This is a genomic window from Ralstonia sp. AU12-08 (assembly GCF_000442475.1).
Lineage (GTDB): Bacteria > Pseudomonadota > Gammaproteobacteria > Burkholderiales > Burkholderiaceae > Ralstonia > Ralstonia insidiosa.
The window spans coordinates 69,415-94,822 of record NZ_ASZV01000056.1; the positions used below are offsets into that span (position 1 = coordinate 69,415).

23 protein-coding genes and 1 pseudogene are annotated in these 25,408 nt (G+C 65.4%); 7 read left to right on the plus strand and 17 right to left on the minus strand.

Annotation, left to right across the window (positions count from 1 at the left end; translation table 11 throughout):
- Positions 1–3: 3 nt before the first annotated feature.
- The 6 genes from C404_RS57385 to C404_RS58980 form a co-directional block, all read right to left on the minus strand.
- Positions 4–1,128 (minus strand): NAD(P)H-dependent flavin oxidoreductase, encoded by a 1,125-nt coding sequence (locus C404_RS57385; protein WP_021197691.1) that lies wholly within the window; start codon positions 1,126–1,128, stop codon positions 4–6.
- A complete protein-coding gene (locus C404_RS57390) occupies positions 1,125–2,033 on the minus strand; it encodes an enoyl-CoA hydratase (RefSeq protein ID WP_021197692.1) in 909 nt (302 codons plus the stop codon). Before C404_RS57390 ends, C404_RS57385 begins: the two co-directional genes overlap by 4 nt.
- Before the next feature lie 55 nt (positions 2,034–2,088).
- Positions 2,089–2,919 carry an acyl CoA--acetate/3-ketoacid CoA transferase subunit beta gene (locus C404_RS57395; RefSeq protein ID WP_021197693.1) on the minus strand — a complete coding sequence of 277 codons (831 nt, stop codon included), beginning with the start codon at positions 2,917–2,919 and terminating at the stop codon, positions 2,089–2,091.
- Between the two features lie 32 nt (positions 2,920–2,951).
- The gene (locus C404_RS57400) at positions 2,952–3,842 is read right to left on the minus strand and encodes a CoA transferase subunit A (RefSeq protein ID WP_021197694.1); all 891 of its coding nucleotides are present in this window, start codon (positions 3,840–3,842) and stop codon (positions 2,952–2,954) included.
- A 4-nt stretch (positions 3,843–3,846) separates the two neighbouring features.
- Positions 3,847–4,740, minus strand: coding sequence for a VOC family protein (locus C404_RS57405; protein WP_021197695.1), 894 nt, complete (start codon positions 4,738–4,740; stop codon positions 3,847–3,849).
- Between the two features lie 244 nt (positions 4,741–4,984).
- Entirely contained in the window at positions 4,985–5,875 is an 891-nt protein-coding gene (locus C404_RS58980) for a LysR family transcriptional regulator (RefSeq protein ID WP_021197696.1), read from the minus strand.
- Between the two features lie 159 nt (positions 5,876–6,034).
- Between C404_RS58980 and C404_RS57410 the strand changes: the two genes are divergently transcribed.
- Positions 6,035–6,991: a Rieske 2Fe-2S domain-containing protein gene (locus tag C404_RS57410; RefSeq protein WP_021197697.1), complete on the plus strand. Its 957-nt coding sequence runs from the start codon at positions 6,035–6,037 to the stop codon at positions 6,989–6,991.
- Positions 6,992–7,067: 76 nt separating this feature from the next.
- Here C404_RS57410 and C404_RS57415 read toward each other — a convergent pair whose 3' ends face one another.
- From C404_RS57415 to C404_RS57450, 8 genes are all read right to left on the minus strand, one after another.
- Complete coding sequence (locus tag C404_RS57415; protein WP_021197698.1) at positions 7,068–7,649, minus strand: acyltransferase; 582 nt, start codon at positions 7,647–7,649, stop codon at positions 7,068–7,070.
- Positions 7,650–7,675: 26 nt separating this feature from the next.
- Positions 7,676–9,304 carry a FadD3 family acyl-CoA ligase gene (locus C404_RS57420; protein WP_021197699.1) on the minus strand — a complete coding sequence of 543 codons (1,629 nt, stop codon included), beginning with the start codon at positions 9,302–9,304 and terminating at the stop codon, positions 7,676–7,678.
- A gap of 1 nt (position 9,305) precedes the next feature.
- Complete coding sequence (locus C404_RS57425; RefSeq protein ID WP_021197700.1) at positions 9,306–10,361, minus strand: ferredoxin--NADP reductase; 1,056 nt, start codon at positions 10,359–10,361, stop codon at positions 9,306–9,308.
- A gap of 11 nt (positions 10,362–10,372) precedes the next feature.
- Positions 10,373–11,140, minus strand: a complete 768-nt coding sequence (locus C404_RS57430; RefSeq protein ID WP_021197701.1) for a glucose 1-dehydrogenase — start codon at positions 11,138–11,140, stop codon at positions 10,373–10,375.
- A gap of 38 nt (positions 11,141–11,178) precedes the next feature.
- The gene (locus tag C404_RS57435; RefSeq protein ID WP_021197702.1) at positions 11,179–11,697 is read right to left on the minus strand and encodes a flavin reductase family protein; all 519 of its coding nucleotides are present in this window, start codon (positions 11,695–11,697) and stop codon (positions 11,179–11,181) included.
- A gap of 68 nt (positions 11,698–11,765) precedes the next feature.
- Positions 11,766–13,565, minus strand: a complete 1,800-nt coding sequence (locus C404_RS57440; RefSeq protein ID WP_021197703.1) for an FAD-dependent oxidoreductase — start codon at positions 13,563–13,565, stop codon at positions 11,766–11,768.
- 17 nt (positions 13,566–13,582) lie between these two features.
- Entirely contained in the window at positions 13,583–14,776 is a 1,194-nt protein-coding gene (locus tag C404_RS57445; RefSeq protein WP_021197704.1) for a flavin-dependent monooxygenase, read from the minus strand.
- Between the two features lie 119 nt (positions 14,777–14,895).
- Complete coding sequence (locus tag C404_RS57450; RefSeq protein ID WP_021197705.1) at positions 14,896–16,044, minus strand: LLM class flavin-dependent oxidoreductase; 1,149 nt, start codon at positions 16,042–16,044, stop codon at positions 14,896–14,898.
- Positions 16,045–16,416: 372 nt separating this feature from the next.
- Between C404_RS57450 and C404_RS57455 the strand changes: the two genes are divergently transcribed.
- Positions 16,417–16,770: a VOC family protein gene (locus tag C404_RS57455; RefSeq protein ID WP_021197706.1), complete on the plus strand. Its 354-nt coding sequence runs from the start codon at positions 16,417–16,419 to the stop codon at positions 16,768–16,770.
- Positions 16,771–16,837: 67 nt separating this feature from the next.
- On the opposite strand, the gene C404_RS57460 is transcribed toward C404_RS57455, so the two are convergent.
- Positions 16,838–18,025: a helix-turn-helix transcriptional regulator gene (locus C404_RS57460; protein ID WP_021197707.1), complete on the minus strand. Its 1,188-nt coding sequence runs from the start codon at positions 18,023–18,025 to the stop codon at positions 16,838–16,840.
- Between the two features lie 339 nt (positions 18,026–18,364).
- Between C404_RS57460 and C404_RS57465 the strand changes: the two genes are divergently transcribed.
- The 5 genes from C404_RS57465 (at position 18,365) to C404_RS57485 (ending at position 23,834) form a co-directional block, all read left to right on the plus strand.
- On the plus strand, positions 18,365–19,183 hold the full coding sequence (locus C404_RS57465; protein ID WP_021197708.1) for an SDR family NAD(P)-dependent oxidoreductase: 819 nt from the start codon (positions 18,365–18,367) through the stop codon (positions 19,181–19,183).
- Between the two features lie 78 nt (positions 19,184–19,261).
- Positions 19,262–20,209: an alpha/beta hydrolase gene (locus C404_RS57470; RefSeq protein WP_021197709.1), complete on the plus strand. Its 948-nt coding sequence runs from the start codon at positions 19,262–19,264 to the stop codon at positions 20,207–20,209.
- Positions 20,206–21,363 carry a 3,4-dihydroxy-2-butanone-4-phosphate synthase gene (locus C404_RS57475; protein WP_021197710.1) on the plus strand — a complete coding sequence of 386 codons (1,158 nt, stop codon included), beginning with the start codon at positions 20,206–20,208 and terminating at the stop codon, positions 21,361–21,363. The genes C404_RS57470 and C404_RS57475 overlap by 4 nt, the downstream gene beginning before the upstream one ends.
- Before the next feature lie 75 nt (positions 21,364–21,438).
- Positions 21,439–22,629 carry an acyl-CoA dehydrogenase family protein gene (locus tag C404_RS57480; protein WP_021197711.1) on the plus strand — a complete coding sequence of 397 codons (1,191 nt, stop codon included), beginning with the start codon at positions 21,439–21,441 and terminating at the stop codon, positions 22,627–22,629.
- 8 nt (positions 22,630–22,637) lie between these two features.
- Complete coding sequence (locus tag C404_RS57485; RefSeq protein ID WP_021197712.1) at positions 22,638–23,834, plus strand: acyl-CoA dehydrogenase family protein; 1,197 nt, start codon at positions 22,638–22,640, stop codon at positions 23,832–23,834.
- A gap of 462 nt (positions 23,835–24,296) precedes the next feature.
- On the opposite strand, the gene istB is transcribed toward C404_RS57485, so the two are convergent.
- Both istB and C404_RS57495 read right to left on the minus strand, forming a co-directional pair.
- Positions 24,297–25,082 (minus strand): IS21-like element helper ATPase IstB, encoded by a 786-nt coding sequence (gene istB / locus C404_RS57490; RefSeq protein WP_021197713.1) that lies wholly within the window; start codon positions 25,080–25,082, stop codon positions 24,297–24,299.
- Positions 25,072–25,408: pseudogene (locus C404_RS57495) on the minus strand (IS21 family transposase); the annotation flags it as partial. The gene istB and the pseudogene C404_RS57495, both read right to left, overlap by 11 nt.

Genomic DNA, 25,408 nt, shown 5'->3' on the forward strand with positions numbered 1-25,408 from the left:
TCGTTAGAGAGTGGCGTCAGCGGCGGCCTGCGGCGCACGCGCCGCTGCTGGTGCCGTTGCATGCAATGCGTCGAGGCGCGCCTGTGCCTGGGCGGCGATGCGCGTGATGATCTGTTCGCAGGAGTCGAGCGCGCCGATGGCCGCAGCGGCCTGCCCGCTGGGCAGCACGCCTTCGTCCGGGTGGCCTTCCACCATTGCGCGCTGGATCAGCACGGGCGCATTGGCGGCCATCATGGCCTGCGCAGCGCTGTAGTCGTGCTGGCGCATCGCGCGCCAGCCGGTGGCGAGCATCTGGGAGGCCCGCATGCCGGTGCGCTGACGCCATTTGTGGGCTGCTGCCAGCGCCAGCCACGTGCGGCGCAGCGGGCCGGCCGCTTCCAGCTCCAACAGCAGCGGGTTGTCGATCATGCGTTGCGGCAGGCCGTCGATGGCGAGCGAGACGCGGATCTTGCCGGCGTCCTTGACAGCCACGTAGCGCTGCAGCGTGGCAGCCGGCACGGGCGAATCGCTCGACATCAGGAAACGCGTGCCCATGGCGATGCCGGCCGCGCCGTAAGCGAGCGCGGCCGCCAAGCCACGCCCATCGAAGAAGCCGCCCGCCGCCACCACGGGCACGCGCACGGAATCCAGCACTTGCGGCAACAGCAGCGTGGTCGGGGTGCCGCCGGTGTGGCCGCCGCCTTCCCCACCCTGCACGGTCACCACGTCGGCGCCCAGCTCGACCGCCTTGGCGGCATGCTTGGCCGCGCCCACGGTGGGCATGCAGACGATGCCGGCTTCCTTGAGCTTGCCGATCATGCGGGCGTCCGAGCCACGGCCGTAGCTGACGGCACGCAGGCGGTGGCGGATCGCCATCTCGACCACTTCGCCCGCGTTCGGCTGGAACATGTGGAAGTTGATCCCGAACGGTTGCCCGCTCAGCGCTTTGACGGCCAGAATCTCGCGTTCGACCTCACCAGGCAGCAGCGTGGCGCCGGCCAGGAAGCCGAAACCGCCGGCATTGCCCGTGGCCGCCACCAGGCGCGCATCGGCCACCCAGCCCATCGCCGTCTGGACGATCGGGTAACGGCAGCCTAGCAGATCGCACAGCACCGTGTGCAGAGCCGAGGTGTTCATTGCGGTGCTCATGCTGCACGCTCCTTGCCCTCACCGCCGTCACGACCATCGCGCTGCGATGCCGCCATGGTACGGGCGTCGTAGCCGCCCAGGCGGTCGCCGCTCGTCAGCTCGTTATGCGCATGGGCGAAGTGGTGCCACGCAAAGGCGGCGTCCATCGCGGCACGCTTGCCTTGCAGCTCTTCAACGTGGTTGATCGCCTGCTTGGTCAGCGTCAGGCCTAGGCGCGGCATGGTGGCCACCTTCTGCGCCAACGCCAGCGTGGTGCTCTCCAGCGCATCGCGCGTGGTCACGCGGTTCACCATGCCCATCTGGTAGGCGCGCGAGGCATCCATGCGGTCGCCCGTGAAGAGGAATTCCTTGGCGATGCGCGGGTTCAGCTCGTAGGCGTGCGCGAAATACTCCACGCCCGGAATGCCCATGCGCACTACCGGATCGGAGAAGAACGCATCGTCCGACGCCACGATCAGGTCGCACACCCACGCCAGCATCAGCCCGCCGGCAATGCATGCGCCGTGCACCATGGCGATGGTCGGTTTGGGCAGATCGCGCCAGCGGCGGCACATGCCCAGGTAGACCTCCTGTTCACGCGCATAGAGCAGTTCGCCGCCCGGCTTGTTGACGTGGTCGTACCAGAGCGATGCGCGCTCGAACGTCTCGTCGATGTCGCGGCCCGGCGTGCCGATGTCATGGCCGGCAGAGAAATGCTTGCCGGCGCCGCGCAGGATGATGACCTTCACGGCATCGTCAGACGACGCGCGGCGGAAGGCTTCATCCAGCGCATACGTCATCTTGGAGTTCTGCGCGTTGTGGTACTGCGGCCGGTTCATCGTAACCGTGGCGACACCGTCAGCGACTTGATACAGCACCTCGGCGTTCGGGCCGAGTTCTTCGGGGGTGATGGCTTCTGTTGACATGGTGTGTTCTCGTCGTTGCTGCCGGTGCGGCGTTGCTCGGTACCCGAATGTGGCGTTATGCGGCGGCGGTGGCCTCTTGCGCAGCAGCGCGGCGGCCCGGCGGGTTGTCACGCACGATGGTGGCGCGCTGGTTGTGCGGATCGAGCTTGGCAATCACGGCCAGTTCTTCCGCGCTCGGTGCGGGCGTCTCGGGCAGTGCCTCGTCAGCGGCGTTGGCCAGTGCGAAACCGGTGGCGGCGCGCACCTGCTCCAGGCTCACGCCCGGGTGCAGCGAACGCACGCGGATGGCGTGGTCCGGGCCGGTGAAATCCATCACGCACAGGTCGGTCACGATGATGCGCAGGTCAGCAAAGCTGCGCATGCCTTCGATATGGCGCGCGGGGTTGTAGCCCACGCTGCAGACCATGTCGACCTCGTCCTTCACAAACGTGCGCGTGCTGTGCGCAGACACGAAGAACGAGTTGGCGTGGTTAATGCTGTTGCCGGGGAAGCCGCGCGCGCCCAGCAGCTGCTTTTTCGGCTGCGCATGCGTGCCGCCCAGGCGAGAGATGTTGGCTTGGCCGAAGCGGTCGATCTGCGTGGGCATGACCATCGCGTGCCGGCGCCCGCCCCAAAGGCAGTCGAACACGCGCGAGTAGCCCATCCAGCCGCTGGCGCGCACCTTGAAGCCCGGCTCGCGCCGGCCCAGCGGCACGGGTTGTTCCACCAGATAGGCTTCGCCGTCGGTCATCATCAGACCCGGGTTGTGCAGCAGACGGGACACGCCCGCAGCAATGCGCGGGCCGGCGCCGATGCCGGTGGCCAGGACCTCGCCGTCGTCATTCCAGACGCGGGACGCAGCCGCGATCATCAGTTCGGCAAGAGTGAATTCGTGGTTGACGCTCACAGTGGCTCCTGAATGCGGGTCAAAGGTCGGTGTCAAAGGACGGGCAGCGGCAGGCCCAGCACGTGGCCGGTGCCGCCGATCTTGGCGAGGTAATCGGCTTCGCTGTTCCCGATCACGTCCTGGCGATAGGCTGCGAAGCCTGCGTCCTGGTCTGCACTGGCGCAGTACGTTTTCAGGTGCGGCACATCAAAGCCGTATTGCGGCCCGCACGACGTCGGGTGCGCGCCGGCAGGTGCATGCACCACACCGGTCACCAGCGAGCGTTCGAACGGGTTGTTGCGGGCGCGGACGAGGTCTTCTTCCTCCAGCGATGGGGTCAGCGTTTCGCAGCTGACGTAGCACTGCTTGGCGGCCCGCGCGAACCATTCGTCGAAGAACGGGTCCGGGCCGTCGATGCGCGTGTTGCCCTTCACGTCGCTTTCGTTGACGTGCAGCAGCGCGACATCTAGCGGAATGGCCGGCATGGCCAGAAGCACCTCGCCATCGTCATACGGCGAGCGCACAGTCTTGAGGTGCGGGCTGTGCGTGAGCAGGTCGGTGCCCAAGCCGACGCGCGTCGGCAGGAACGGCAGGCGTGCGGCTGCGGCACGCAGGCCCAGTTGCAGCATGCCTTCATCGACTTCCCACACGTTAATCGCGCCGCTCTCGCGGGCATTGCGGAAATGCGGCTCCAGCGGAATCACGTCGAGCGACACGAAACCGTAGATCACCTTGCGCACCTTTCCGGCAGCACACAGCATGCCGACGTCCGGGCCACCGTAGGCCACGATGGTCAGGTCCTTCAGCGGCGAGCGCAGGATTTCGCGCACCAGTGCCATCGGCTTGCGGCGCGGGCCCCAGCCACCAATGCCGATCGTCATGCCATCGGTCAGCCGCGCCACAACGTCGGCGGGGCTCATGCTTTTGTCGAGTGTCTTGATCATGGAATTAGCGACGTCCAATGCTGAAATCGTGGCCCCACAGGCTGACCCGTGTGGCTTCGTAGGCGTTGTGTTGGTGCCAGTCGACCTCCAGGCCGCCAAAGCCGTATTCGAGGTCGAAGCCGCCCGGCGTGCGCATGTAGAACGAGATCATGCGGTCGTTGCAGTGCTGGCCGAGCGTGGCCGACATGGGTGTGCCGTGCTGCTGCGCACGATCGAGTGCGCGGCCCACTTCGGTCATGTCCGGCACTTCGGCCATGACGTGCACGCAGCCCGACGGAATTGCCATCTCGAAGATCGCGAGGCTGTGGTGGCGTGCGTTGCCGCAATGCAGGAAGTGGATGCGCTTCTCGGGTTCCGCCGGGTCCGGCGTGAAGCGCACCCGGTAGATATCGGACAGGCCGAAGCCCATCACATCGCGCAGGAAGGCGTTGGTCTCGTCAAAGGCCGCTGCAGGCAGCACGGCGTGGCCCAGGCCCATCGGGTCGGTAATGAAGCGCGGTACGCCCACCGGTGAGACAAAGCGCGCGAAATCTGCGCGCGGCCCCCAGTAGATTTCATGCCGGTTGCCGGACGGATCGCGAAACCATGCGGCCGCCTGCACGCGGCGCTGCGCCAGCTCTTCGGCGTTGGCCTGTACCACTTCGACCTTGGCTTCGCGCAGCGCTTGCAGCGCCTGCTGGAACGCGGCCTCGTCGGCCAGCTCCCAGCCCGATGCGCCGTAGCGGTCTTCCTTTCCGGGGACGATCAGATAGCGAAAATCGCGCTCGTCCATCTTGATGTAGAGCGCTTCGCCTGGCGCCTGGGTGCAGGCCATGCCGAGCACCTGCTCGGCATAACGGCGCCATTGTTCAATGTCAGTGGACTCGACGACGATATAGCCGAGCGCGCGAATATCCATCTTGCTGTCTCCTGGCAAAACTGGTTCTTCACCTGCCGCTTGCTGTACGTCACGCAATGCGGCTTCGATGGAGCCATTGTTCGGCTGGAGACGGCTTCCTACATCGTCTATTGGGACTACGCGAGCGCTCCGGGAAACGCCAGGAAAGCCGGTGCGCGCCGCCCCGGCCGGTTCACGCGTGACTGCGCTTGGCGCCGCCGCAGTCTCAAGACGATGCTCTGGCCGGCGTCACGCAGCACCTGAATCATTCCCCCAGGCAATCCGCGCCCGCCAGCTTGCTTCGAATCCGCTGCGCGAGAAACATCCACGCCGCCTGTTGCGCGGCATTGCGCTCGGTGCTTCGGTGGGAGGTCAGCCAGAGGGCGAGATAGTGCTTCTCGGCATGCGGAAACACACGCACCAGCTCCGGTTCGCGGTCCGCCAACATGCACCATAGCGGCGCGACACCGCCGCCTGATAGAACCGCGCGCTTGAGCGCATCCCAAGAATTGACCTTGGTGCTCACGTGCGCATCCAGGGGGGCGTATTCGATCATCCAGTCAGCAAACGCCTTGGGAATGTCCTCGCTCCACCCCACCCAGATGTCGGACGCACGCGGCTCGTTGTTGCTGGCGGAGTACACCGCGATCTCTGCGGTACCAAGCAGCATGCTGTTGAGGCGGTGCGGCGCCTCGTGCGATACACCAATGCCGAAGTCTGCTCGATGCTCGCTAACGGCGATCATTGGATCGCTGACCTGGTTCACCTCCATGATCACCAACGGGTGACGTTGGCGGAATGCCACGATGTCTTCGATGAACGCGTCTCCGAGCGAAGCCGATACCGCCAGCCGCACCGTCCCCGCGATACCGCCGTGAGTGGGTTGCCGTATTGCGGCGAGTACGCCGGTCACTTCCTCCATGCGGGCCGCGACGGCAAGCACGGAGCGGCCGGTTGCCGTGAGGTGGAAGCCGTGGTCGTTGGGAACCAAGAGTGCACACCCCATGGTGCGTTCCAGAACGCCCACCCGGCGGCTCACGGTTGTCCTGTCGACACCGAGCGCTCTACCGGCCGCCAGATACGAGCCCGTCTTCGCCACGGCGAGAAAGTAGCGAAGATCGTCCCATTTGATCGCGGCGCGTGTGCGTTTTTGCATGACCGATGTGCAAACAAACTCATTTTCTCCAGAGGAAGCGATTCCTACACTAGCCCCCGCTGCAGGTGAATCCGTCCTTGCCCCATGAGCGAGCACAGCATGGGCTTGGCTTCTTATGCATAGACGCGCACGGCTGTCCGAAGCGCACAGGAGGAACGTATGTCAGACGATGTTTTTGCAGGTCAATATCCGAGGGGATGGTTTGCAGTGCTCTTTTCCGACGAAATCAAGCAAGGCGAGGTCAAATCGCTCAGCTATTTCGGTCGCGAATTCGTCGCGTTCCGTGGCGAAAACGGCGAGGTTGCGATCCTGGATGCGTTCTGCCCGCATCTCGGCGCGCACCTGGGCGACGGTCGATGTCAGGGCAACACCATCGTCTGCCCCTTCCACGCGTGGGCGTTCTCTCAAACCGGCCAGTGTGTCGACGTTCCTTATGCCAGCCGCATTCCGATCAAGGCACGCGAAGGGGCACTGGCCACCCACATCGTTCGCGAGGTGAATGAGATCGTTCATATGTGGTTCGATCCGGCCGGCGGCCCGCCCAACTGGGAACTTCCCGTCGACGCGAGCATGAACGGCGCGCCTGGCTGGACGCGCTGGTATTTCAAACGCTGGCGTGTGCGCACGCAGGGCAAGGAAATCATCGAGAACCTTGTGGATACACCGCATTTCACCTATGTGCATGGAGCCCCCATCGAAGACATTACAGTGCATTTCGATGGCCATATCGCATCACAGCGCTCCACCATCGGCGGCCACCCGACGCTGGGCCACAAGCTCACCACCGAGGCCACCTACTATGGTCCGGCCGTGCAGCACGTCACGATGGAAGGCACCTATGCCAGCAAGCAAGTGAACATCCACACCCCGGTCGACACGGAGCATGTCGATGTTTGCTACGGCATCAAGATCAAGCGAGACCCAGCGCTGCCTGATACCGATGCCATTGCACAGGAATACGCCCACTCGGCGCACGAGGCCTTCGATCAGGACGTCGTCATCTGGCAACGCAAGATCTATCGGCCATCGCCGCTGCTCTGCGATGGCGATGGGCCGCTGTTCCAATTGCGCGACTGGTACCGTCAATTCTTTGAGGGCGGCAGACAATGCGCCTGACAACGCAACCCTAAGGCCCTCTGCCACCGCAGAGGGCTCGTGTAGCGGCCGCACCCGTGAACACGACGTCCGCCAATCAATCCTGCGCTTCGTCGTCGGCACCACGCTGGCGGGCCGACTCGCTGCGCAGCGGTTCGACAAGGCGCATGCCAGCCAGCGACCGGCGCGCAAGCTCCTGATACATGCGCGTGCCGGCCGACTTTCTTGCGATGTCTTCCGGGCTCAGTGTGCGGACCACGCGCGCAGGCATGCCTGCCACCAGCGTTCCTGGCGGAACGGCCATGCCGGCCTTGACGAACGCGCCGGCAGCGACCATGGCATCGGCACCCACCACGGCGCCGTCCATGATGATCGAGTTCATGCCGATCAGGGCATTGCGCCCCACGCGGCAACCGTGCAGGACAGCGCCGTGGCCGACGTGCCCGTCCTCTTCGACCAGGACTTCGACGCCCGGATACGAATGCGCGACACAGGTGTCCTGAATGTTCGCGCCACGCTCCAGCCGGATGCGGCCGAAATCGCCGCGCAAACACGCGCAGGGGCCGACATAGCAGTCCGGCCCCACGATCACATCACCGATCAGAACGGCATCCGGATGCACGAAAGCATCCGGATGCACGACGGGCGTGATCCCGTCGAGTGTATAGACTTTCACCATGGGCGGTCACGCCTCTCCGCGCGGGTTCAGGACTCGCGCAAGCGGTACTTGAGGATCTTGCCCGACGCGCTGATCGGCAGCGTCTGCACGAAGGCGATCTCGCGGGGCACCTTGTAGTTGGACATGCAGCGCCGCGCCCAGCCGATCAGGTCGTCCGCAGTGAGGCGGGCGCCATGGCGCAGGACGACATAGGCCTTGCCCACCTCGCCCAGCCGATCGTGCGGCATCCCGACCACGGCGCACTGCGCGATGGCCGGGTGCGAGGCCAGCAGCTTCTCGATCTCCGCCGGATAGCAGTTGAAGCCCCCGACGATGAACATGTCCTTGATGCGATCCGTAATGCGCAGATAGCCGCGGCTATCCAGCACGCCAATGTCGCCCGTATGCAGCCAGCCATCGGCATCGATGGTCGCGGCCGTGGCATCGGCCTGGTTGAAGTAGCCGCGCATGACGTTGTAGCCGCGCACCAGCACTTCGCCCGGCTCATCGGGCGGCACGGGTTGGCCTTGGGCATCTACGCAGCGCAGTTCGACGCCGGGCATGGCGCAGCCGGAGGTCAGCGCCACGGTTTCGGCGCTGTCGCCGGTGCGGGTGAGCGTGGCAAAGCCGCACGATTCCGTCAGGCCGTAGCCGGTGTGAATGTCACGCAAGCCCAGCTCGGTGCGCATGCGCTCGATCAGCACAGGCGGGATCGCCGATGCCCCGGTCACGGCCATGCGCAGTGACGACAGATCGAACTCGCGCAGGCGCGGGCTGTTCAGCAGCGATTGATACAGCGTCGGTGGCCCGGGCAGCACGGTCACGCGTTCGTTCTCGATGCGCGTCATCACCGCATCGGCGTCGAACACCAGGTGGGGCAGGATGGTAGCGCCGCGCGTGAGCGCCGCGAGCCAGCCGGCCTTGTAGCCGAATGTGTGGAAGAAGGGGTTGACGATCAGGTAGCGGTCGCCGGTCTCCAGGCCCGTGATAGACGCCCAGCCATCGACCGCGCGCAGGTTCTGCGATTGCGATGTCATCACGCCCTTCGGGCGGCCGGTCGTGCCTGAGGTGAACATGATGTCCATCACGGTTTCACCGGTCACGCGCTGCTCGCAGGCGCGGAATTGTGCATCGTCCACCTTGCCGGCCAGCGCAAGGAAATCCGCCCACAGCAGTTCTCCGTCGACCGTGGGCCGCTCCGCACGCGGGCGCAGCACCACCACGTGCTCAAGGCTGGCCGGCTTGTGCGGCGCCAGGAGTTCCGGATAGGTCTCGCCGAGGAAGTGGTCGATGCAGAAAAGCACGCGGGCGCCGCTATCGGCCAGCGTGGCCGCCACCTCCAACCCCTTCATGCGGGTGTTGATCGGCACCAGCACCGCACCAATGCTTTGCGTGGCCAGCGTGGTCAGAATCCATTCGGACAGGTTCGGCGCCCACACGGCCACGCGGTCGCCGGGTTCGACCCCCAGCCCGAGCAACGCCTTTGCGACTTCGACACGCTGCACATTGAGCGCGGCGTAGGTGAGTCGCAAGCCATCCTCCTGGATGGCCACGCGTTGGTCGTACTGCTTGGCGGCACGGCAGAGCAGCTCGGGAATGGTGACCGCGGGCTGCGCGCGCTCCAGCTCGGAATCGCGCGTCGTGGCGGCGCTTTCGATGGTGTCGGAAGTGATCATGTCAGTCCGGGAATTTCAGGTGAACTTCATCGCCGACAGGCACGGCCTGGCAGGCCAGCGTCCAGCCGGCCTCCAGGTCGGCCGCATCCAGTACATGGTTTTCGCCCAGCCTGACGCTGCCGCCTTCGACGCGGCACATGCACGCCCCGCACAAACCGGTGCGGCACGAATTGGGGGCCGCAATATCGGCGCGCAGCAGGGCATCGAGCACGGTTTCACCGGCCTGGGCGGTGACGCGATGCGCGGTGCCGTCCAGCTCCACCGTCATCGGCACCGGCCCACACGGGGCCAAGGCTTCGGCCTCCGGCGCCGCCGTCGACGCACGTGGCGCTTCGGCTGGAGGCTGTGCGGGCGCGGCGCCAAACCGCTCCAGATGGATGTTGCCCGGCGGCACGCCAAGCGCCTGCAGCGCCGCCTGTGCGCAGTCCATGAACGGCGCGGGCCCGCAGATGAAGCAATCGGCCAGGCTCCACGGACGCACCAGCTCTTCCAGCTGACGCGACGAAGGCGGCCCCAGCACGCTGTCGAGCCAGTGGATCACGCGCAACCGCCCCGGGTGCTGCGCTGCCAATTCGCGCAGCGCATCGCGGAAGATGATGGCGTTCTCGTCGCGATTGGCGTACACGAGCGTGATGTTGCCGCGGCCATGGCGCAGCGCGGCTTTGGCGATGGACAGCACCGGCGTGATGCCGCTGCCGCCAGCCAGGAGCAGGAAGTCGCCATGCAGCGCGCGCGGCGTGAATACACCCGCCGGCGGCATGACCTCGATCGTGTCACCCGCGCCAAGGTGATCGCAGATCCAGTTCGAGACTTGTCCGCTACGCACGCGCTTGATGGTCACGCGCAGCGCATCGTCCACCTCGGGTGTGCTGGAAAGCGAATAGCAGCGCTGCTGCGCGGCACCGTTGACGGGCACCCTGAGCGTCAGAAACTGGCCCGGCCGGTAGGCGAATACGTCGCGCAGCGATTCGGGCAGATCGAACACCAGCGACCGTGCATCGTCGGTTTCGGCCACGACCTCGGCAATCTGCAGCCGATGAAATTGCGGTAGCACCATGATGACTCGCTTCAGGCCAAGCCCATGATGGTTTGCGCATTGTCGATGCGCAGTTCGGCGCCATTGATGAAGCGCGACTCGTCGGACGCCAGGAACAGCACGAGATTGGCAATGTCGCGCGGGTCCGCCATCCGTTGCAGGGCGGCTTGCCTGCGTGCGGAATCTTCCGCGCTTGCGCTGGCCGCCGGCGGCAGCAGTGCCTCCGTCATCGGCGTCAGGATGCCGTCCGGATGCACCGAGTTACAGCGGATCCTGTAGCCCTGCTGCTTGCAGTGGGCCGCCACGCTGCGCGTGAGTGCCGCCACCGCACCCTTGCTGGCGCTGTAGGCACAGAAATGCGCCATGCCACCCAGCGCTGCCACCGACGACATATTGATGATCGTGCCGCCGCCCGCCCTCATGGCCGCCACGCCGTATTTGCAGCCGAGGAAATAGCCATCGGCATTCACGCGCATGATGCGTTGCCACAGGTCGAGCGTGGTGTCTTCCACCGTGCCCAGGGCGAGGATGCCGGCGTTGTTGACCAGCACGTCCGGCGCACCGAAACGCGCTTGCGTCGTGGCCATCACGCGTTCCCAATCCGCCTCGCTGCTGATGTCGTGCTTCACGAAGACGGCGGCATCGCCAATCTCGCGTGCCACGGCATTTCCGCTGTCTTCATCGCGGTCGGTCAACACCACGCGTGCGCCGTGGCGCGCCAGCAGCAGCGCGTCTTCCTTGCCCACGCCGCTGGCGGCGCCAGTCACGATGGCAATCTTGCCTTCAACACGATGGCTCATAGTTTTACCCCTTCCTTCCTGCCAATTTCCTGCGGGCTTCAGACCGCGCACATGCCCATCAGCGGTGCCGACTTGGAATACTGGCCGTCCACATACACCAGCGGTGCCACTTCGCCCGACAGGCGCACTTCACGCAGCCGGCCGATGAAGACGGCATGCGTGCCGTAGTCGAAGCGCCCGTCCTGCTCGCAGATCAGGGCCGCCTGCGCATCGCGCAGATAAGGCACGTTCTGCGGATCGGCATCCCACTCGGCGGTCGTGAAGCGGTCTTCGCCCTTGAGGCGGCCGCTGCAATCCACCGCGATCTCGCGGTGGTCAACCGCCAGCAGGTTCACGCAGAAATCCACGCCCGCATCCAGCGGCGGATAGATCGACGAATTGCGGTTGATGCAGATCAGCAGCGAAGGCGGATCAGCCGACAGGGAATCGACTGCCGTCACCGACATCGAATAGCGCCGCTCGCTGTCGCGGCAACTCACAACCGCGACCGAACGGGCCATGCGCCGCATGGCCGACAACATGTCTTCGCGCAGCTTGGTGGAAATGTCTTGGCTCATGATGCGTCTCCATGTACAAGGGCGCCGCCACTGCGTGCCCCAAAAAAACGTGTCCTGCGTTCGTCTTCCTACGCCGCTGCCGTCGCTCGCTCAGGCTCTTGGCTGCGGACAGCAACTTCGCTGGCCAGCGTGTCCGCCGCGATGAAACCGAACGTCATGGCCGGCCCGATCGTCGAACCCGCGCCCGGATAGCTCGTCCCCATCACCGAAGCGCTGGTATTGCCGATGGCAAACAAGCCCTCGATGCACGAGCCGTCCTCGCGCAGCACGCGGGCACGCTCGTCCGTCAGCAAACCGCCCTTGGTGCCGATGTCGCCGGCGTCGATCCGCACGGCGTAGAACGGCGCGCGGTCGATCGGCGCGAGGCAGGGGTTGGGTTTCGTGCTCGGGTCGCCGTAGTAGGTGTCGAACACGTTGTCGCCCTTGCCAAACTCGGTATCCACGCCGGTTGCCGCATACTCGTTCATGCGGGCCGCGGTGGTAGCCAGGCCGGCACCGTCGATGCCCGTCTTGGCGGCGAGCGCTTCCAGGGTGTCGGCGCGCACCAGCAGGCTGCGGAACGCTGCGGGAATGCGGTGATCCGGCATGACCGAGCCCGGCAAGATCGGCCCGCACGCAAACTTGTGCCGAAAGGTCGCGTCGAACACCATCCAGGCCGGCACGCTGCAGCCGGTCCGTTCGTGATCCCGGTACATGGCCGGCACGAATTCGGAATACGGCGCGGCTTCGTTGACGAAGCGCCGCCCCTTGCCATTGACCACCATGCAGCCAGGTGCGGCACGCTCGATGAAGATCGCGCGCTGTTTCTCTTCGCCCACCACGTGCACGGTCGGCGCGCCCCACACGTGCGACATCAGATCGAGCGCAGCGCCAAGACGCTGTGCGGCGCGAATCGCGTCACCGGTGTTGTTGGGCGGCGTGGCACTCCATTCGGCCTGGGTCGGGCGCGGCAGATACTGCTCGCGCATGGCCTGATTGCGCTCGAAACCGCCTGCGGCAAGAATCACGCCGCGCCGGGCACGCACGCTCAGGGGACGCCCTTCGCGCGTGGCTTCCACGCCGGCAACACGCTGGCCCTTCGGGCCGTCTTCCACTATCAGATCGTTCAGCGCCGTGTCGAGCCAGAGCGGAATCTTGCGTTCGAGCATGGCGTGGCGCAGCCCGCCCGCGAGCGCGTTGCCCAGCGTCAGCCGCTTGTCGCGCGGCGTCTTGTGCCGCCAGCCCAGGTCGAGCCAGTAGCGCGCAAACTGCCGCACCGTCACGCCAAGCCAGCCGCGCGAACGCGTCCACATGGTATGGGCCTCGGCTGACGTCACCGCCACGCGGCCGCCAACCAGCGTGCCGGGCGATGGCGGCCGCAGGCGTTTGAACTCGTCACCCAGCGCGGCGCCGTCGAACGGCATCGGGTCCAGCGCGCGATAGCCCGGCATAGCGCCCGGCAGACGCTGGAAGTAGTCGGCATAGCGCGGCAGCGAGTAGTAACGCACGCGCGTGCGCTCTTCCAGATAGCGCAACATGCGCGGCGCCTGCTCAAGATAGGCGCGCAAACGTTGCGGTGACGACAGCCCCTGCGTGCAGGCCTCAAGGTAGGTGAGCGCCGCATCGTAGCTATCCTTACCGCCCGCCTCTTCAATGTGGTGGTTGAGCGGGATCCAGATGCCGCCGCCTGACACCGCAGTGGTGCCGCCGTATTGGCCGCTCTTCTCCAGCACCACCACCGACAGCCCTTGATCTGCCGCGCGGCACGCAGCCAGCATGCCACCCCCACCCGAGCCAACCACCACCACGTCGAACTCCACAATCTGGGCCGCCTGCGCCTGCCCAGAAGTCTGCCCGAATGCCTGTGCCCCGCTCTTGCTCTCGCTCATGCTCCGCTCCTTCCGCCTCAGATGAAGAAGTCGGTGTTGGTGCGACCCATCATCACGCCGCCAAAGTTCTGGCCGAAGCGATCGACATTGTTCGCGTAGTGCCCGCGTGCGGCGTGCAGGTCCAGGAAGCGGCGGACCAGCGGATTCGTGTTGTAGATACCGTTGCCGCCGGAATAGCGCAGCAGGCCGTTGGCCAGCCGGGCGCAGCGCTCCGCCACCTGCGAAGACTGGTAGCGGAAATGCAGCCGGCGCTCGAGCTCGATCTGCTTGCCGCTCTTGGCAGCTTCCATCAGTTCGTTGAAATTGCGCTGCAGGATGATGCGCATCTCGTCGATGCCCACGGCGGCTTCGGCACAGGCCAGTTGCGCGCCGCCATCATCGGCCGTCTTGCCGCCACTGTTGGCACTGACGCGCCCGTTCGCAAAGCCGAGGAAGTCTTCCAGCCCCCCCTCCAGCGCGCCGATGCAGGCCGTGCACACTGCGCGCACGAAAATCTGCGCGAACGGCAGGCGATACAGCGGCGAATCGTTCAACGCCAGCCCGGGGCTGGTACCCATGGCGCCATCGGTGGCGCGGTGCGTGCGGTAGTCGGGCACGAACACATCATCGACGATGATGTCGTGGCTGCCGGTGCCGCGCAGGCCCATCACGTCCCAGTTGCGGGCGATGGTGTAGTCCGCGCGCGGCAGCAGGAAGGTGCGGTACTCCGGCGGGTTACCCGGCGCAGACGGCGGCACCAGACCGCCGAGGAAGATCCAGTCGCACAGCTCGCTGCCGCTGGAGAACTTCCAATGCCCCGACACGCGGAAACCACCTTCGACCGTGGTGACCTTGGCCACCGGCATATAGGACGAGGCAATCAGCGTGGCGGGATCCTCGCCCCAGACTTCCTGCTGGGCACGCGCGTCAAACAGCGCCAGCTGCCAGTTGTGTACCCCGATCACGCCATACACCCAGGCGGTGGACATGCAGCCCTTGGCCAGGGCCATCTGGATGTCGAAGAAGGTCTGCGGGTCCAGCTCATAGCCGCCATAGCGGCGCGGCTGCAGGACCTTGAAGAAACCCGCGGCCTGCATGTCGGCCACGGTTTGCTCGGGAACGCGCGCGCCCTGCTCGGCTTGCTCCGCGCGTTGCGCCAGGGTAGGCGCCAGGGCGTGAGCGCGCGCGATCAGTTCTGCAGCCAGGGTCTGGGAATCGAAGTCTCGGTGCACCGCTTGTCTCCTCTTGCCGATGCCTGCGTCGGCATTTCGTATCGTGGCTTGATGCTCGCACTGCAACCGCCGGCTGCCATCGTCTGAGGGGACTAGGCAGCCGGCGGCCGGCAGGCATGTCAGGCAATGCGCAGCGCCTGGCCTTGCTTGCGGAAGTGCGGAATGACGTGCTCGCCGATGTTGCGGATCGTTTCGAGGATCACGTCGTGCGGGATGCCGCCCATCTGGAAAAGGAAGAGGATCTCGTCTGCGCCGGCGTCTAGCAGTCGCTGGACATAGCGGATGCAGTCTTCCGGCGTGCCGTAGGCATCCTGAGCGACGGTGTAGTTGCTGAGGTGCTCGTCGCCGATGGGGATGTGCTCTTCCGACAGGTAGGCCACGACCTTTTCCTTGTCCTTGGCCAGCAGCGCTTCCTGGTCTTCGGCCGAGAGATGCTCGTCGACCGTCGGTGCTGGGCCGCCCTGATACCAATAGGCGATCGACTCCGCGAAGAATCGCTGGCCGCGCAGACCGATCTTGCGTGCCTTCCCGCGATCGTCGAGCACCGTTGCCGCGCACAGGGCTGCAAGATGCTCGGTCGGACGGAAACCGACCTGATTCTCCGCTTTCCGGTTGCGGAAAGCCTCGCGGTAGATGGCGTTCTTCTTGGCGATCTCGTCCGGGCCCGAGAAGCCCAGCACCAGCGCGCCAATGCCGCTCTCGCCAGCCGTCACCAGCGTATGTTCGCGGGTGCAAGCCATGTAGAGCGGGGGATGCGGTTGCTGCAGCGGGCTCGGATGGATCGGGCGGCTCGGGATCTTGATGTACTTGCCGTCATGCTCGACGTGCCCGTCCTTCAGGATCTTCGGGATCAGGTGCATGCTTTCTTCGATCATCGGCTGCAGCTCGGCGAGGTCGTAGCCGAAGGTGCCTGCCTCCTGTTGCGTACCGCCCTTGCCCATGCCGAAATGCACGCGGCCGCCCGACAAGATGTCCAGCGTCGCAATCCGTTCCGCCACCTTGACCGGATGGTTCATTGCCGGCGGCAGGCACACCACGCCATGACCGATCCCGAGGCGGGTGGTCTTGCCGGCGAGGAAAGCGAGGAACGTCTCGGGCGCCGACATATGCGCATACTGCGTCAGCGCGGTGTGCTCCACCGCCCAGACATTGTCGAAGCCCACCTGCTCAGCAAGTAGCGACTGCTCGATGATCTCGTTGAAAACGCGCGCTTCGTTCTTGCGCGACGTGTCGACCATCTGAGCTTCGTAGATGATGGAGAATTTCATGTGGAATCATTCCAATTGGGCTGAATTGAACGGAATATCGCGGAATCAACCGCACGGGATACGCCGGTCGTCGTCTGTGGCGTCGCACCATGTGGCGCCAGCGGCGGCGTGGTGACTTTGGCCCGCGTGTATGCAGTGTCATCGGGCGACAGGCTCGCAACATCGTCTGATTGGATTATGCGAAGCGGCGTGCGGTCCCTAAGATGTGCCGTGGTGCGCCGACGCACGGGCCGCTCAGCGGTATAAGCCGTGCACGGCGCACCGCCTTCGCATACGCGTCATCACCCGGCCGCCACGCGCGCGGCATCGCGGGCAGGCGCGCGTGCCTCGTCATTGCGGCGCTCGTGCGCCTTATCCGTGGGGAAGACTCAAATGCAGTGCAAGCTTCTGCTGTATCCGGTTGACAGCGTCTCGGCCGCGTTGCCGTTCTTTGAGCAGGGCCTGGGGCTCGCCGTGAAGTTCAGGGACGGCGAACGCTATTGCGCGCTGGATGCCGGTCCGCTGACGATCGCGCTCGTGGCCGGCGGCGAGCGGCTGCATGCTCAGCCCGCGCCGGCCTTTGCGGTGGTGCCTGGTGAGGACATTCGCGAGGCGCTAGATCGCTTGCTCGCGCAAGGCGCGCAATTGGCCGAGCCGTTGACGCAGGGGCCGCACGAGTGGCGTGCTGTGGTGACCACACCGCAAGGTTTCCCGCTGGTGGTCAGCGCCAAGCTGGACAACAAGTAACGGCGCAAAGAAACAGGCCCTAGGCACGTCATGCCTGGGGCCCGTCGGGAAGGGTGAAGAAGGAACGCTAGCCCAGCGACACCACGCTGCTCAGCAGCATGCGCACCAGCGTCGCTTGCCGGGTCACGCCGGTCTTGGCGAAGATCGCCCGCAGATGAGCACGCGCCGTATTCTTGGCAATGCAAAGTTCATCGGCGGCCTCTTCGAGCGTGAGACCATCTGCCAGCTGCAGCGCGAGCTGCGTTTCGGCCGGCGTGAAATCGAACAGCTTGCGCACGACCTCTTGCGAGGCCTGCGACTTGCGCTCCGGATCGCGAATGAAGATCACGCAGGCCGGCCGGTGCTTGCTGTCCTCCGACCACTCGCCCAACGGAATCGAGCGGATCAGCACGCCAAAGCGCGCCTTGCCCGAAGGCCGCGTGATTGACATCGCCTCCACCACCGGCAGCGCGGTGCTGCAGTAGCCGGAGACGGCCTCGCGCAAAACGCGCTGGAAGCGCCGGTTCTCCTGAGCGTAGTTCACCTCAAGCGCACCCTTGACCAGGCTGATACCGTCCTTTTCGGCGAGGATTTCATCGGCCGCCGAGTTGGTGCGCATGATGGCACCGTTCTGGTCGAGGATCGCCATACCCACCAGCATGCGGTCGATGGCCGAGGCATAGAGCGTGCGCTCCGTCTCCACCACATCCATGCGCGAATGCAGATCCACGGCGCGCCGCAGATGCGGCACGATCATGCTGCAGAAGGCCTTGTCTTCGGCGCTGAAGTCGGGGCCGTCATGTCCGCGGCAGACGCGGAAGCGGCATTCTGCACCGTCGTCGGTCGTGATGTCGGCACCGAGGATGTAGCGCACGTCAGACGCCTTGAGGAACTGCTGGTAGAACTCGCTGTTGCACCAATGGCTTCCGCCAAGGTGCTCATCAATCGTGACTAGGCGATCCGTCGGCAATCCGATGAAGGGGTCGAGCGCGTAGTAGTAGCTGTTGTAAATCGCGTCGCCCTCCATCGTGGAAAAACCCTGGGGAGAAGCATGAACCGCCAGCGAGAGCCGATCGGCTCCCGGCGCACGCAGGATCAGCGATACAAAATTCGCGCACAGATGCGTGCGGATCAGCTCAAGGGCACGGCTCCATGGCACCGGGTCCATGGCCCCCTGATAGACCGAACCCAGCAATGCACCAAACTCCGTCAGGGATAACGGTACAGACTGGGCACGTACGTTCCCCCCTTCGGTCTGGGTGGCCTCCATCAACATACTTGTCGTCTCCAATGCTCGCGCCCTGCTGCGTGGCGAGGCGTCGTTTTTTCCGGGGCACACTCCCCATTTTTGGTCGGGCAATTATAGGAGTCGTACGGGTCTGAGCTAGTACCGGAAAGCTAGTGGTTTGCCCGAATCTTCACCACTCCAATACCCGAACTTTTCACCCTTGGAACGTATGCATGCTCGGGGTATGACCCGACCTTAATGTGGTCCAGCCCAGAGGCCCTCACCTCGTTCAAATGGACGATGTCCGGCATGTAGTCACCCGATAGAAAGAAGCCATGCGCGCCAGATGCGCAACTTCATGATCGGTACATCACAAAGGAGACCCACATGCCATCCAGCCAAGTCAACGCAGCCTATCGGACGGCGGTCATCACCGGCGCGGCAGGCGGGATTGGGCGTGCATTGGCGCATGCGCTCGCGAAACAAGGCCATGCACTGGTACTGGCCGACATTGACGCCGCAGCGCTCGCGCACGTGCAGACAGAGATCGAAGCCTATGGTCAGCCCGTGGCGAGCCTGCGCATCGATGTAGCGGATGCATCGCAGATCGAGCAGCTCTGCGCGTTCAGCTTCGGGCGGCTGGGGCACGTCGATCTGCTGGTAAACAACGCCGGCGTGCTGGCGACCGGCCCATGCTGGGAGCTGGAGACGCGCGTGTATGAACGGGTGCTCAACGTCAATTTGTGGAGCGTCATCCATGCGCTGCGTGCCTTTGTTCCACGCATGAGGCAACAAGGTCAGGGGCACATCGTCAATGTCGCGTCGATGGCGGGGCTCGCTGTCGGGCCCTGGCTGGCGCCTTACACGCTTTCCAAGCAGGGCGTCGTTGCCCTGAGCGAAGGGCTGGCGCTGGAACTGCAGGCGGCGGGCCTGCCGATCAAGGTCTCGGTGGTCTGCCCCGGCCCGGTGGCGACCGGCATTGCGCAGAACCTGTCGACCGAGGCGCCAGGCGGCGTAAGCCACATGAACCATGCCCTGCGCACGGGCATCGCCCAGGGCATGACGGCCGACGAGATGGCACAGCACATCGTCGCGGGCATTGCCGCCGGCGACTTCTGGATCATGCCGCACGACGAAGCGCGCGCCGCCGCCAAGGCACGCGCCGACCGCATCGTGCAAGGCGAAGCGCCGAGCTTCGCGATCTGACCTCCATCGACGACAGGCAAACCGGCCGTCTCGCCGGTGAAGGCCTGTTGCCGTCCTCACCTTCATCAGGAACCGAAGATGTCGCACGATCCGCAAGTCCGCGCGCTGCTCGACAACATGGCGCAGATGCCTCAACTCGACTTTGACATGCTGTCGCCCGAGGTCTACCGGGCCATGCTGGCACAGATGCCGCCGTTCGCACCCGGTGATGCCATGGCGCAAGAGCGCGCGCTGACCATACCCGGAGCCGCCGGCCCGCTGCCTGCGCATCTCTATGTTCCCCATGGCGATGGACCGTGGCCGCTGACGGTGTTCTTCCACGGCGGCGGCTTTGTCACCTGCGGCATCGAAACGCACCACAACCTCTGCCGCTCGCTCGCTCAGCGCGCCGGCACGATCGTGCTTTCGGTGGCGTACCGTCTGGCGCCCGAAGCGCCGTTTCCCGCGGCTGCCGACGATGCCTGCGCAGCGGTGCGCTGGGCTGCCAGCCATGCAGAAGAACTTGGGGCGCGCAGCGGCGCCCTGGCCGTTGCCGGCGACAGCGCAGGTGCCAACCTGGCGGCGGTGGCTGCCCAGCAATTGCGCGGCAAGGTCGCGTTGTGCCATCAGTTGCTGCTCTATCCGTACCTGGACTGCGCGGACGAATCCGGCAGCATGCAGACGTTTGCCCAAGGCAACTTCCTCACCATCGACATGCTGCGCTGGTACAGCCGGCACTACCTCAGCGACGCGCAACACGCCGGTGACGTCCGCGCGAGCCCGTTGCGCAGCGCAGACCTGGCCGGTATTGCATCGGCCACCATCATCACCGCGGAATACGACCCGCTGCGCGACCAGGGCGAGCTCTACGGCCAACGCCTACAGCAGGCCGGCGTGGCAGCGACGGTGCACCGCTGGCCGGGCCAGATCCACGGTTTCATGAGCATGCTGGGGCTGCTCGACGGTGCGGAAGCCGCCATCGATACCGCCGCGGCCGCCCTGCGCGATGCATTCGCCAGCCCCGTGCGTGCGCAGGTGTGCGCATGAAATCGGCACCGGCCGCACCCATCGAGGCGGTGCTGCACGCGCTGGGCACCGGCCAGCGCGTGGTCGTGATCGAAGACGACAGCGATGAGGCGACCGGCTGCGTCCTCGTGGCGGCAGACCACGTGTCGGAAGCCGATATCAACTTCATGGCCGCTCAGGCACGCGGGCTGGTGTGCCTGGCCATCACCGAAGAGCGCCGCAAGCAACTCAAGCTGCCATGGATGGCGAACGGCAGCCGCAAGCGCGAAGCCTATACCGTCTCCATTGAAGCAGTCGAGGGCGTCAGCACGGGCATCTCTGCCGCCGATCGCGCCCTGACCACGCGCGTGGCCAGTGCTCGACATTGCCGCCCGGAAGACCTGGTGCAGCCGGGCCACGTCTTCCCGGTGGTAGCACAGCCGGACGGCGTACTCAGGCGCGCAGGCTTTGCCGAAGCCTGCTCGGATTTGCCCAGGCTGGCCGGCCGCGAAGCCGCAGGCGCCTACGCCATGTTGCTCGACGATGCCGGCGAACTGCTGCGCGGCGAGCACCTGCTGGCGTTCGCGCACCAGCACGGGCTGCGTGTTGCCGCCATCAGCGACCTGATCCATCACCGCCTGCTGGCCGAAAGCACCTTGCAGCGCGCGCACAGCAGCGAGCTGCTCACGCCCCACGGGCGCTTCGCGCTCCACGCCTACTACGACGCGCCGCTGGATGCGATGCACCTGGCCCTCGTCATGGGCGACATCGATCCGGCCGAGCCCGTGCTGACGCGCGTGCAAGCGGTGGAGGTGCTGCGCGACGTGATCCTGGCCGGCAGCCACACAACAGACGCCACTGCCATGGGCCAGACGCCCAGTTGGAACCTGAGCCGCTCTCTGGCCCGCATTGGCGCGGAAGGCCGCGGCGTGGTCGTGCTGCTGGCAGAGCGCGAAACGCCCGCGCATGTGCTGAGCCAGCTCACGCGGCTGGAGACCGCGGCCCCGCCCGCCCCGCCGTCGTTTGCGCAGCGGGCGCTGGGCGTGGGCGCGCAGATCCTGCGCGATATCGGCGCACGCAAGCTGCGCCTGCTGAGCCAGCCGGTGGCCTATCGCAACATCGCCGGCTTCGATCTGGAGGTGGCCGAATTCCTACCGCCCGACGGAACGACAGCGCCTGCGGCCCCCACGGAATGATCCCGCCTGCTACCGACAACATGCCGGCAACGCGCCCGCACTCGCGTAGGTGGGCAGGCAGACAAGGACGAGACCATGCATTTTTCCCTGACTGAAGAACAGCAACTGCTGGAGAGCAGTGCCCTCGCCTTCCTGGCGAAGGAATACAACCCGCAAGCCCCGATGGCGGCGCCGGAACTCTGGCAACACTTTGCCGACATGGGCTGGCTCGCACTCCCGCTACCCGAAGCCGATGATGGCTTTGCTGGCGGCGCGGTGGACACGGGCGTGTTGATGCGCGCCTTCGGCCGCCATCAGGTCACGGCGCCCTACTACGGCTGCGTGCTGCTGGCCGCGCGCCTGCTGGCCGAGCTGGGCAGTGCAGACCAACGTGAAACATGGTTGGCCGCCGTGATGGCGGGCGAGAAGCGCATCGCACTTGCTCACGATGAACCGCATCGTCACGCACCGTGGGCACCGCGACAGACATGCGCCGTGCGCGACGGTGATGGCTGGCGCCTGACCGGCGTGAAGGTGCTGGCGGCAGGCGCCGATGGTGCCGATGGGCTGCTGGTCTCCGCCAGGCTGCCAGATACGCCGGCACACGCGGTGTTCCTGGTCTCGCCGCAAAGCCTTGGCCTCAGCCTGCACAACTGCCGCATCGCAGATGGCGGCACCGCTGCCGACCTCTACCTCGAAGGCGTGCACGTCAGCGACGATGCGCGGCTCGGCACCACCGACGACGCCACGCCCATCCTGCACCGGGTGCTGGCCGAAGGCCTGATTGCCCTGTGCTGGGAAGCCTGCGGCGCCATGCAGGCGGCGCTGGAGCAAACCGTGTCCTATACGAGCCAGCGCGAACAGTTCGGGCAATCCATCGCCAAGTTCCAGGTCGTGCAGCACCGCCTGGCGGAAATGGCGGTGTGCTGCGAAGAAGCGCTGGCCGCCAGCGAACTGGCCGCGCTGCGTGTAGACGGCGGCGCCGCGGACGTACTGGCGGCAGCCTCCATGGCGAAGTCCAAGGTGGGCCGTGCGGCACGCTATGTCGCGCAGGAAGCCGTGCAGCTGCATGGCGCCATGGGCGTTTCCGAAGAGATGCCGGTGGCTGGCCTGTTCCGCAAGCTGACTGCGTTCCAGCAGCAAGGCGGCGCCACCGCGTGGCACAGCGCGCAGCTCGGTCGCCGTCTGCTGGCAAGCGACGCGTGGCGCGAGAGCCAGACGCTCCTGTCTGGCTCTCGCCCAACGCCCGCCGCTTCCGATGCTTCTGCCTCCCTTGTCACTGCGTAAGGCTTGCCATGAATCTCGAACTCACGCCCGATCTGGTCGCCTTCCGCGACGAAGTCCGCGCCTTTCTGAACCAGCACCTGACGCCGGAATTGCGGCTTGGCCAGCGCCTGACCAGCTCCATGTATCCCGAGCCGGAAATCTCCGGCCCCTGGCAGCAGGCCCTGCAACAGCGCGGCTGGCTCGTCCCGCTCTGGTCGAAGGAATGGGGCGGCACGGGCTGGAGCCCGGTGCAGCGCTTCATCTTCGAAACGGAATGCGCACTGGCGGGCGCGCCGCTCGTGCACCCGATGGGCGTTCGCCTGGTCGGCCCCGTCATCCTGAAGTTCGGCACCGAAGCGCAGAAGCAGCAGCATCTGCCCCGCATCCTCTCGGGCGAGGACTACTGGTGCCAGGGCTTCTCGGAACCCGGCGCCGGCTCCGACCTCGCCTCGCTCAAGATGCGCGCCGTGGCCGATGGCGACGACTACGTGCTCAACGGCTCCAAGCTCTGGACCACGCACGCGCACCACGCCAACCGCATGTTCGCGCTGGTGCGCACCAGCACCGAGGGCAAGAAGCAGGACGGCATCAGCTTCCTGCTGATCGACATGAACAGCCCCGGCATCACGGTGCGGCCGATCGACACCATCGGCGGCGATCACGACGTCAATGAAGTCTTCTTCGATAACGTGCGGGTGCCCCAAGCCAACCGCATCGGCGCCGAAAACGCGGGCTGGAACTGCGCCAAATACCTGCTCGAATTCGAGCGCGGTGCGGGCATCTTCAGCCCCCGCCTGCGCGGGCAGTTGAAGCGCGTGGGGGATGCGATGGCCGCAGTGCGTGCGGATGGCGACACGCCGCTCGATCCGCATCTGGAAGCGCGCTTCGGCGAGGTCTGTGCCGACCTGGACGCCTTCGAGATGCTGGAGCTGAAGACCTTCGGCAGGCTGGAGCCCGGCCAGAGCCCCGGCCCCGTCTCGTCCATCCTCAAACTGCGCGCCAGCCGGCTCAAGCAGGCGGTGGCTGAACTCGGCGTGGATCTGTTGGGCCTGGAAGGCGTGCGCTGGCGCGACGAGGCCAGCGTCACGCCGTATGCCGACCATGCTGACGGCGCACTGGTCGGCATCCTGCTGCCCGAGTTCCTCAACAGCCGCGCCTATACGATTTTTGGCGGTGCGGCCGAAGTGCAACTGGGCATCATCGCCAAGACCGCTCTGGCGCTTTGACGACCCCGCCAGCCACGTGCGGCGATTGCCGAACTCCATGCGAGTGACGGCGCCCCGCACGATGGCCTGCGACGATAGCGACGTCTGCGAGATATCTATCGAAGCTCGTTGTTCAAATAACGCGGACGGCTGTGAAGCGATCAATTAGTTGCGGATACAGCGCTTGAGTAGTTCCGAATACAAGCTGCGACGGCGACCCGCAAAGCCTTATGGGGCAAGGCGTATCCGGAACTAATCGGCGGAGGGGAAAAAATGCGGGACCAAGCCCTTGCTGCAACACAGCATTTGAATGCCAACCTCCTTGCTGATCCCCCTCTCGAGACCAACTCAATCGGTTGCGGCTGAATCAATTGCTGGTACGGGAACCGGGGACGCACCCGCTCCGCTGCTTCACGTGGGTGTTGATTTGCACCGAATCCTGACCCAGGATTTGCATCGAAAACTGACCCACCCCAAAGGCTGTTAGGTGTCGCTTTGTGCGGGTTGTTTGGCGGTGCGTTTCTCCTTCTTGGGCTGGGTGGTGCTGTGCTTGAAACGATAGCTATCGTTGCCGGTTTCAACAATGTGGCAGTGGTGCGTGAGGCGATCCAATAGCGCGGTGGTCATCTTGGCGTCCCCGAAGACGCTGGACCATTCGCCGAAGCTCAGGTTGGTGGTGATGATGAGGCTGGTGCGCTCGTAGAGCTTGCTGATCAGGTGGAACAGCAATGCACCGCCGGTCTGGCTGAACGGCAGATAGCCCAGCTCATCGAGGATCACCAGGTCGGCATACATGAGACGTGTGGCCAGATGGCCTGGTTTGCCGGAGACCTTCTCCAGTTCCAACGCGTTGACCAGCTCCACGGTCGAGAAGAAGCGCACCCGGCGGTGATGGTGCTCCACCGCCTGCACGCCGATGGCAGTGCCGAGATGGGTCTTGCCGGTCCCGGGGCCACCGACCAATACGATGTTGTGCGCTGACTCCAAGAACTCACAGCGGTGAAGCTGCCGCACCAGCGCCTCGTTGGCCTCGCTGCAACTGAAGTCGAAGCCAGTCAGGTCTCGGTAGGCCGGGAAGCGCGCCACCTTCATCTGATAGGCCAGCGAGCGCACCTCGCGCTCGGTGAGCTCGGCCTTGAGCAGACGCGACAGGATGGCCACGGCTGACTGGTAGGCCGGCGAGTCCTGCGCCGCCAGGTCGCCCAGCGCTTGCGCCATGCCGTGCAGCTTCAACGACTTGAGCATCTCCAACATGACCTCATGCTGCATGGTGCACCTCCCGATCTCGCAAGCTGTCGTAGCGGCCGACGTTGGCCTGCGGTTCGACGTGCAGCGCCAGTGCTTGCGGTGAGGTGATCGGTGCCACGGGCTCGCCTTCCAGGAGGCGGCTCAGGATGTTCAGGACGGTTTGTTTGGACGGGGCACCGGCCTCTAGCGCGAGCTCCACTGCAGTGAGCACGGCCTGTTCGTCGTGCAACAGCACCAGCGCCAGGATCTCGACCATCTCGCGATCACCGCCGGGTCGCTTGAGCAGTGTGGATTGCAGGCGCCGGAAGCCCTCGGGCAGTTCGGCGAACGGCGCACCGTTGCGCAGT

Bases quoted from the DNA above. Each gene is read 5' to 3' on its own strand.
- C404_RS57470 (WP_021197709.1), top strand. From the start codon at position 19,262: ATGTCGCACGATCCGCAAGTCCGCGCGCTGCTCGACAACATGGCGCAG.
- C404_RS57420 (WP_021197699.1), bottom strand. From the start codon at position 9,304: ATGATCACTTCCGACACCATCGAAAGCGCCGCCACGACGCGCGATTCC.
- C404_RS57480 (WP_021197711.1), top strand. From the start codon at position 21,439: ATGCATTTTTCCCTGACTGAAGAACAGCAACTGCTGGAGAGCAGTGCC.
- istB (WP_021197713.1), bottom strand. From the start codon at position 25,082: ATGCAGCATGAGGTCATGTTGGAGATGCTCAAGTCGTTGAAGCTGCAC.
- C404_RS57440 (WP_021197703.1), bottom strand. From the start codon at position 13,565: ATGAGCGAGAGCAAGAGCGGGGCACAGGCATTCGGGCAGACTTCTGGG.
- C404_RS57385 (WP_021197691.1), bottom strand. From the start codon at position 1,128: ATGAGCACCGCAATGAACACCTCGGCTCTGCACACGGTGCTGTGCGAT.
- C404_RS57430 (WP_021197701.1), bottom strand. From the start codon at position 11,140: ATGAGCCATCGTGTTGAAGGCAAGATTGCCATCGTGACTGGCGCCGCC.
- C404_RS57415 (WP_021197698.1), bottom strand. From the start codon at position 7,649: ATGGTGAAAGTCTATACACTCGACGGGATCACGCCCGTCGTGCATCCG.
- C404_RS57410 (WP_021197697.1), top strand. From the start codon at position 6,035: ATGTCAGACGATGTTTTTGCAGGTCAATATCCGAGGGGATGGTTTGCA.
- C404_RS57465 (WP_021197708.1), top strand. From the start codon at position 18,365: ATGCCATCCAGCCAAGTCAACGCAGCCTATCGGACGGCGGTCATCACC.
- C404_RS57450 (WP_021197705.1), bottom strand. From the start codon at position 16,044: ATGAAATTCTCCATCATCTACGAAGCTCAGATGGTCGACACGTCGCGC.
- C404_RS57400 (WP_021197694.1), bottom strand. From the start codon at position 3,842: ATGATCAAGACACTCGACAAAAGCATGAGCCCCGCCGACGTTGTGGCG.
- C404_RS57425 (WP_021197700.1), bottom strand. From the start codon at position 10,361: ATGGTGCTACCGCAATTTCATCGGCTGCAGATTGCCGAGGTCGTGGCC.
- C404_RS57485 (WP_021197712.1), top strand. From the start codon at position 22,638: ATGAATCTCGAACTCACGCCCGATCTGGTCGCCTTCCGCGACGAAGTC.
- C404_RS57455 (WP_021197706.1), top strand. From the start codon at position 16,417: ATGCAGTGCAAGCTTCTGCTGTATCCGGTTGACAGCGTCTCGGCCGCG.
- C404_RS58980 (WP_021197696.1), bottom strand. From the start codon at position 5,875: ATGCAAAAACGCACACGCGCCGCGATCAAATGGGACGATCTTCGCTAC.
- C404_RS57390 (WP_021197692.1), bottom strand. From the start codon at position 2,033: ATGTCAACAGAAGCCATCACCCCCGAAGAACTCGGCCCGAACGCCGAG.
- C404_RS57475 (WP_021197710.1), top strand. From the start codon at position 20,206: ATGAAATCGGCACCGGCCGCACCCATCGAGGCGGTGCTGCACGCGCTG.
- C404_RS57405 (WP_021197695.1), bottom strand. From the start codon at position 4,740: ATGGATATTCGCGCGCTCGGCTATATCGTCGTCGAGTCCACTGACATT.
- C404_RS57460 (WP_021197707.1), bottom strand. From the start codon at position 18,025: ATGTTGATGGAGGCCACCCAGACCGAAGGGGGGAACGTACGTGCCCAG.
- C404_RS57435 (WP_021197702.1), bottom strand. From the start codon at position 11,697: ATGAGCCAAGACATTTCCACCAAGCTGCGCGAAGACATGTTGTCGGCC.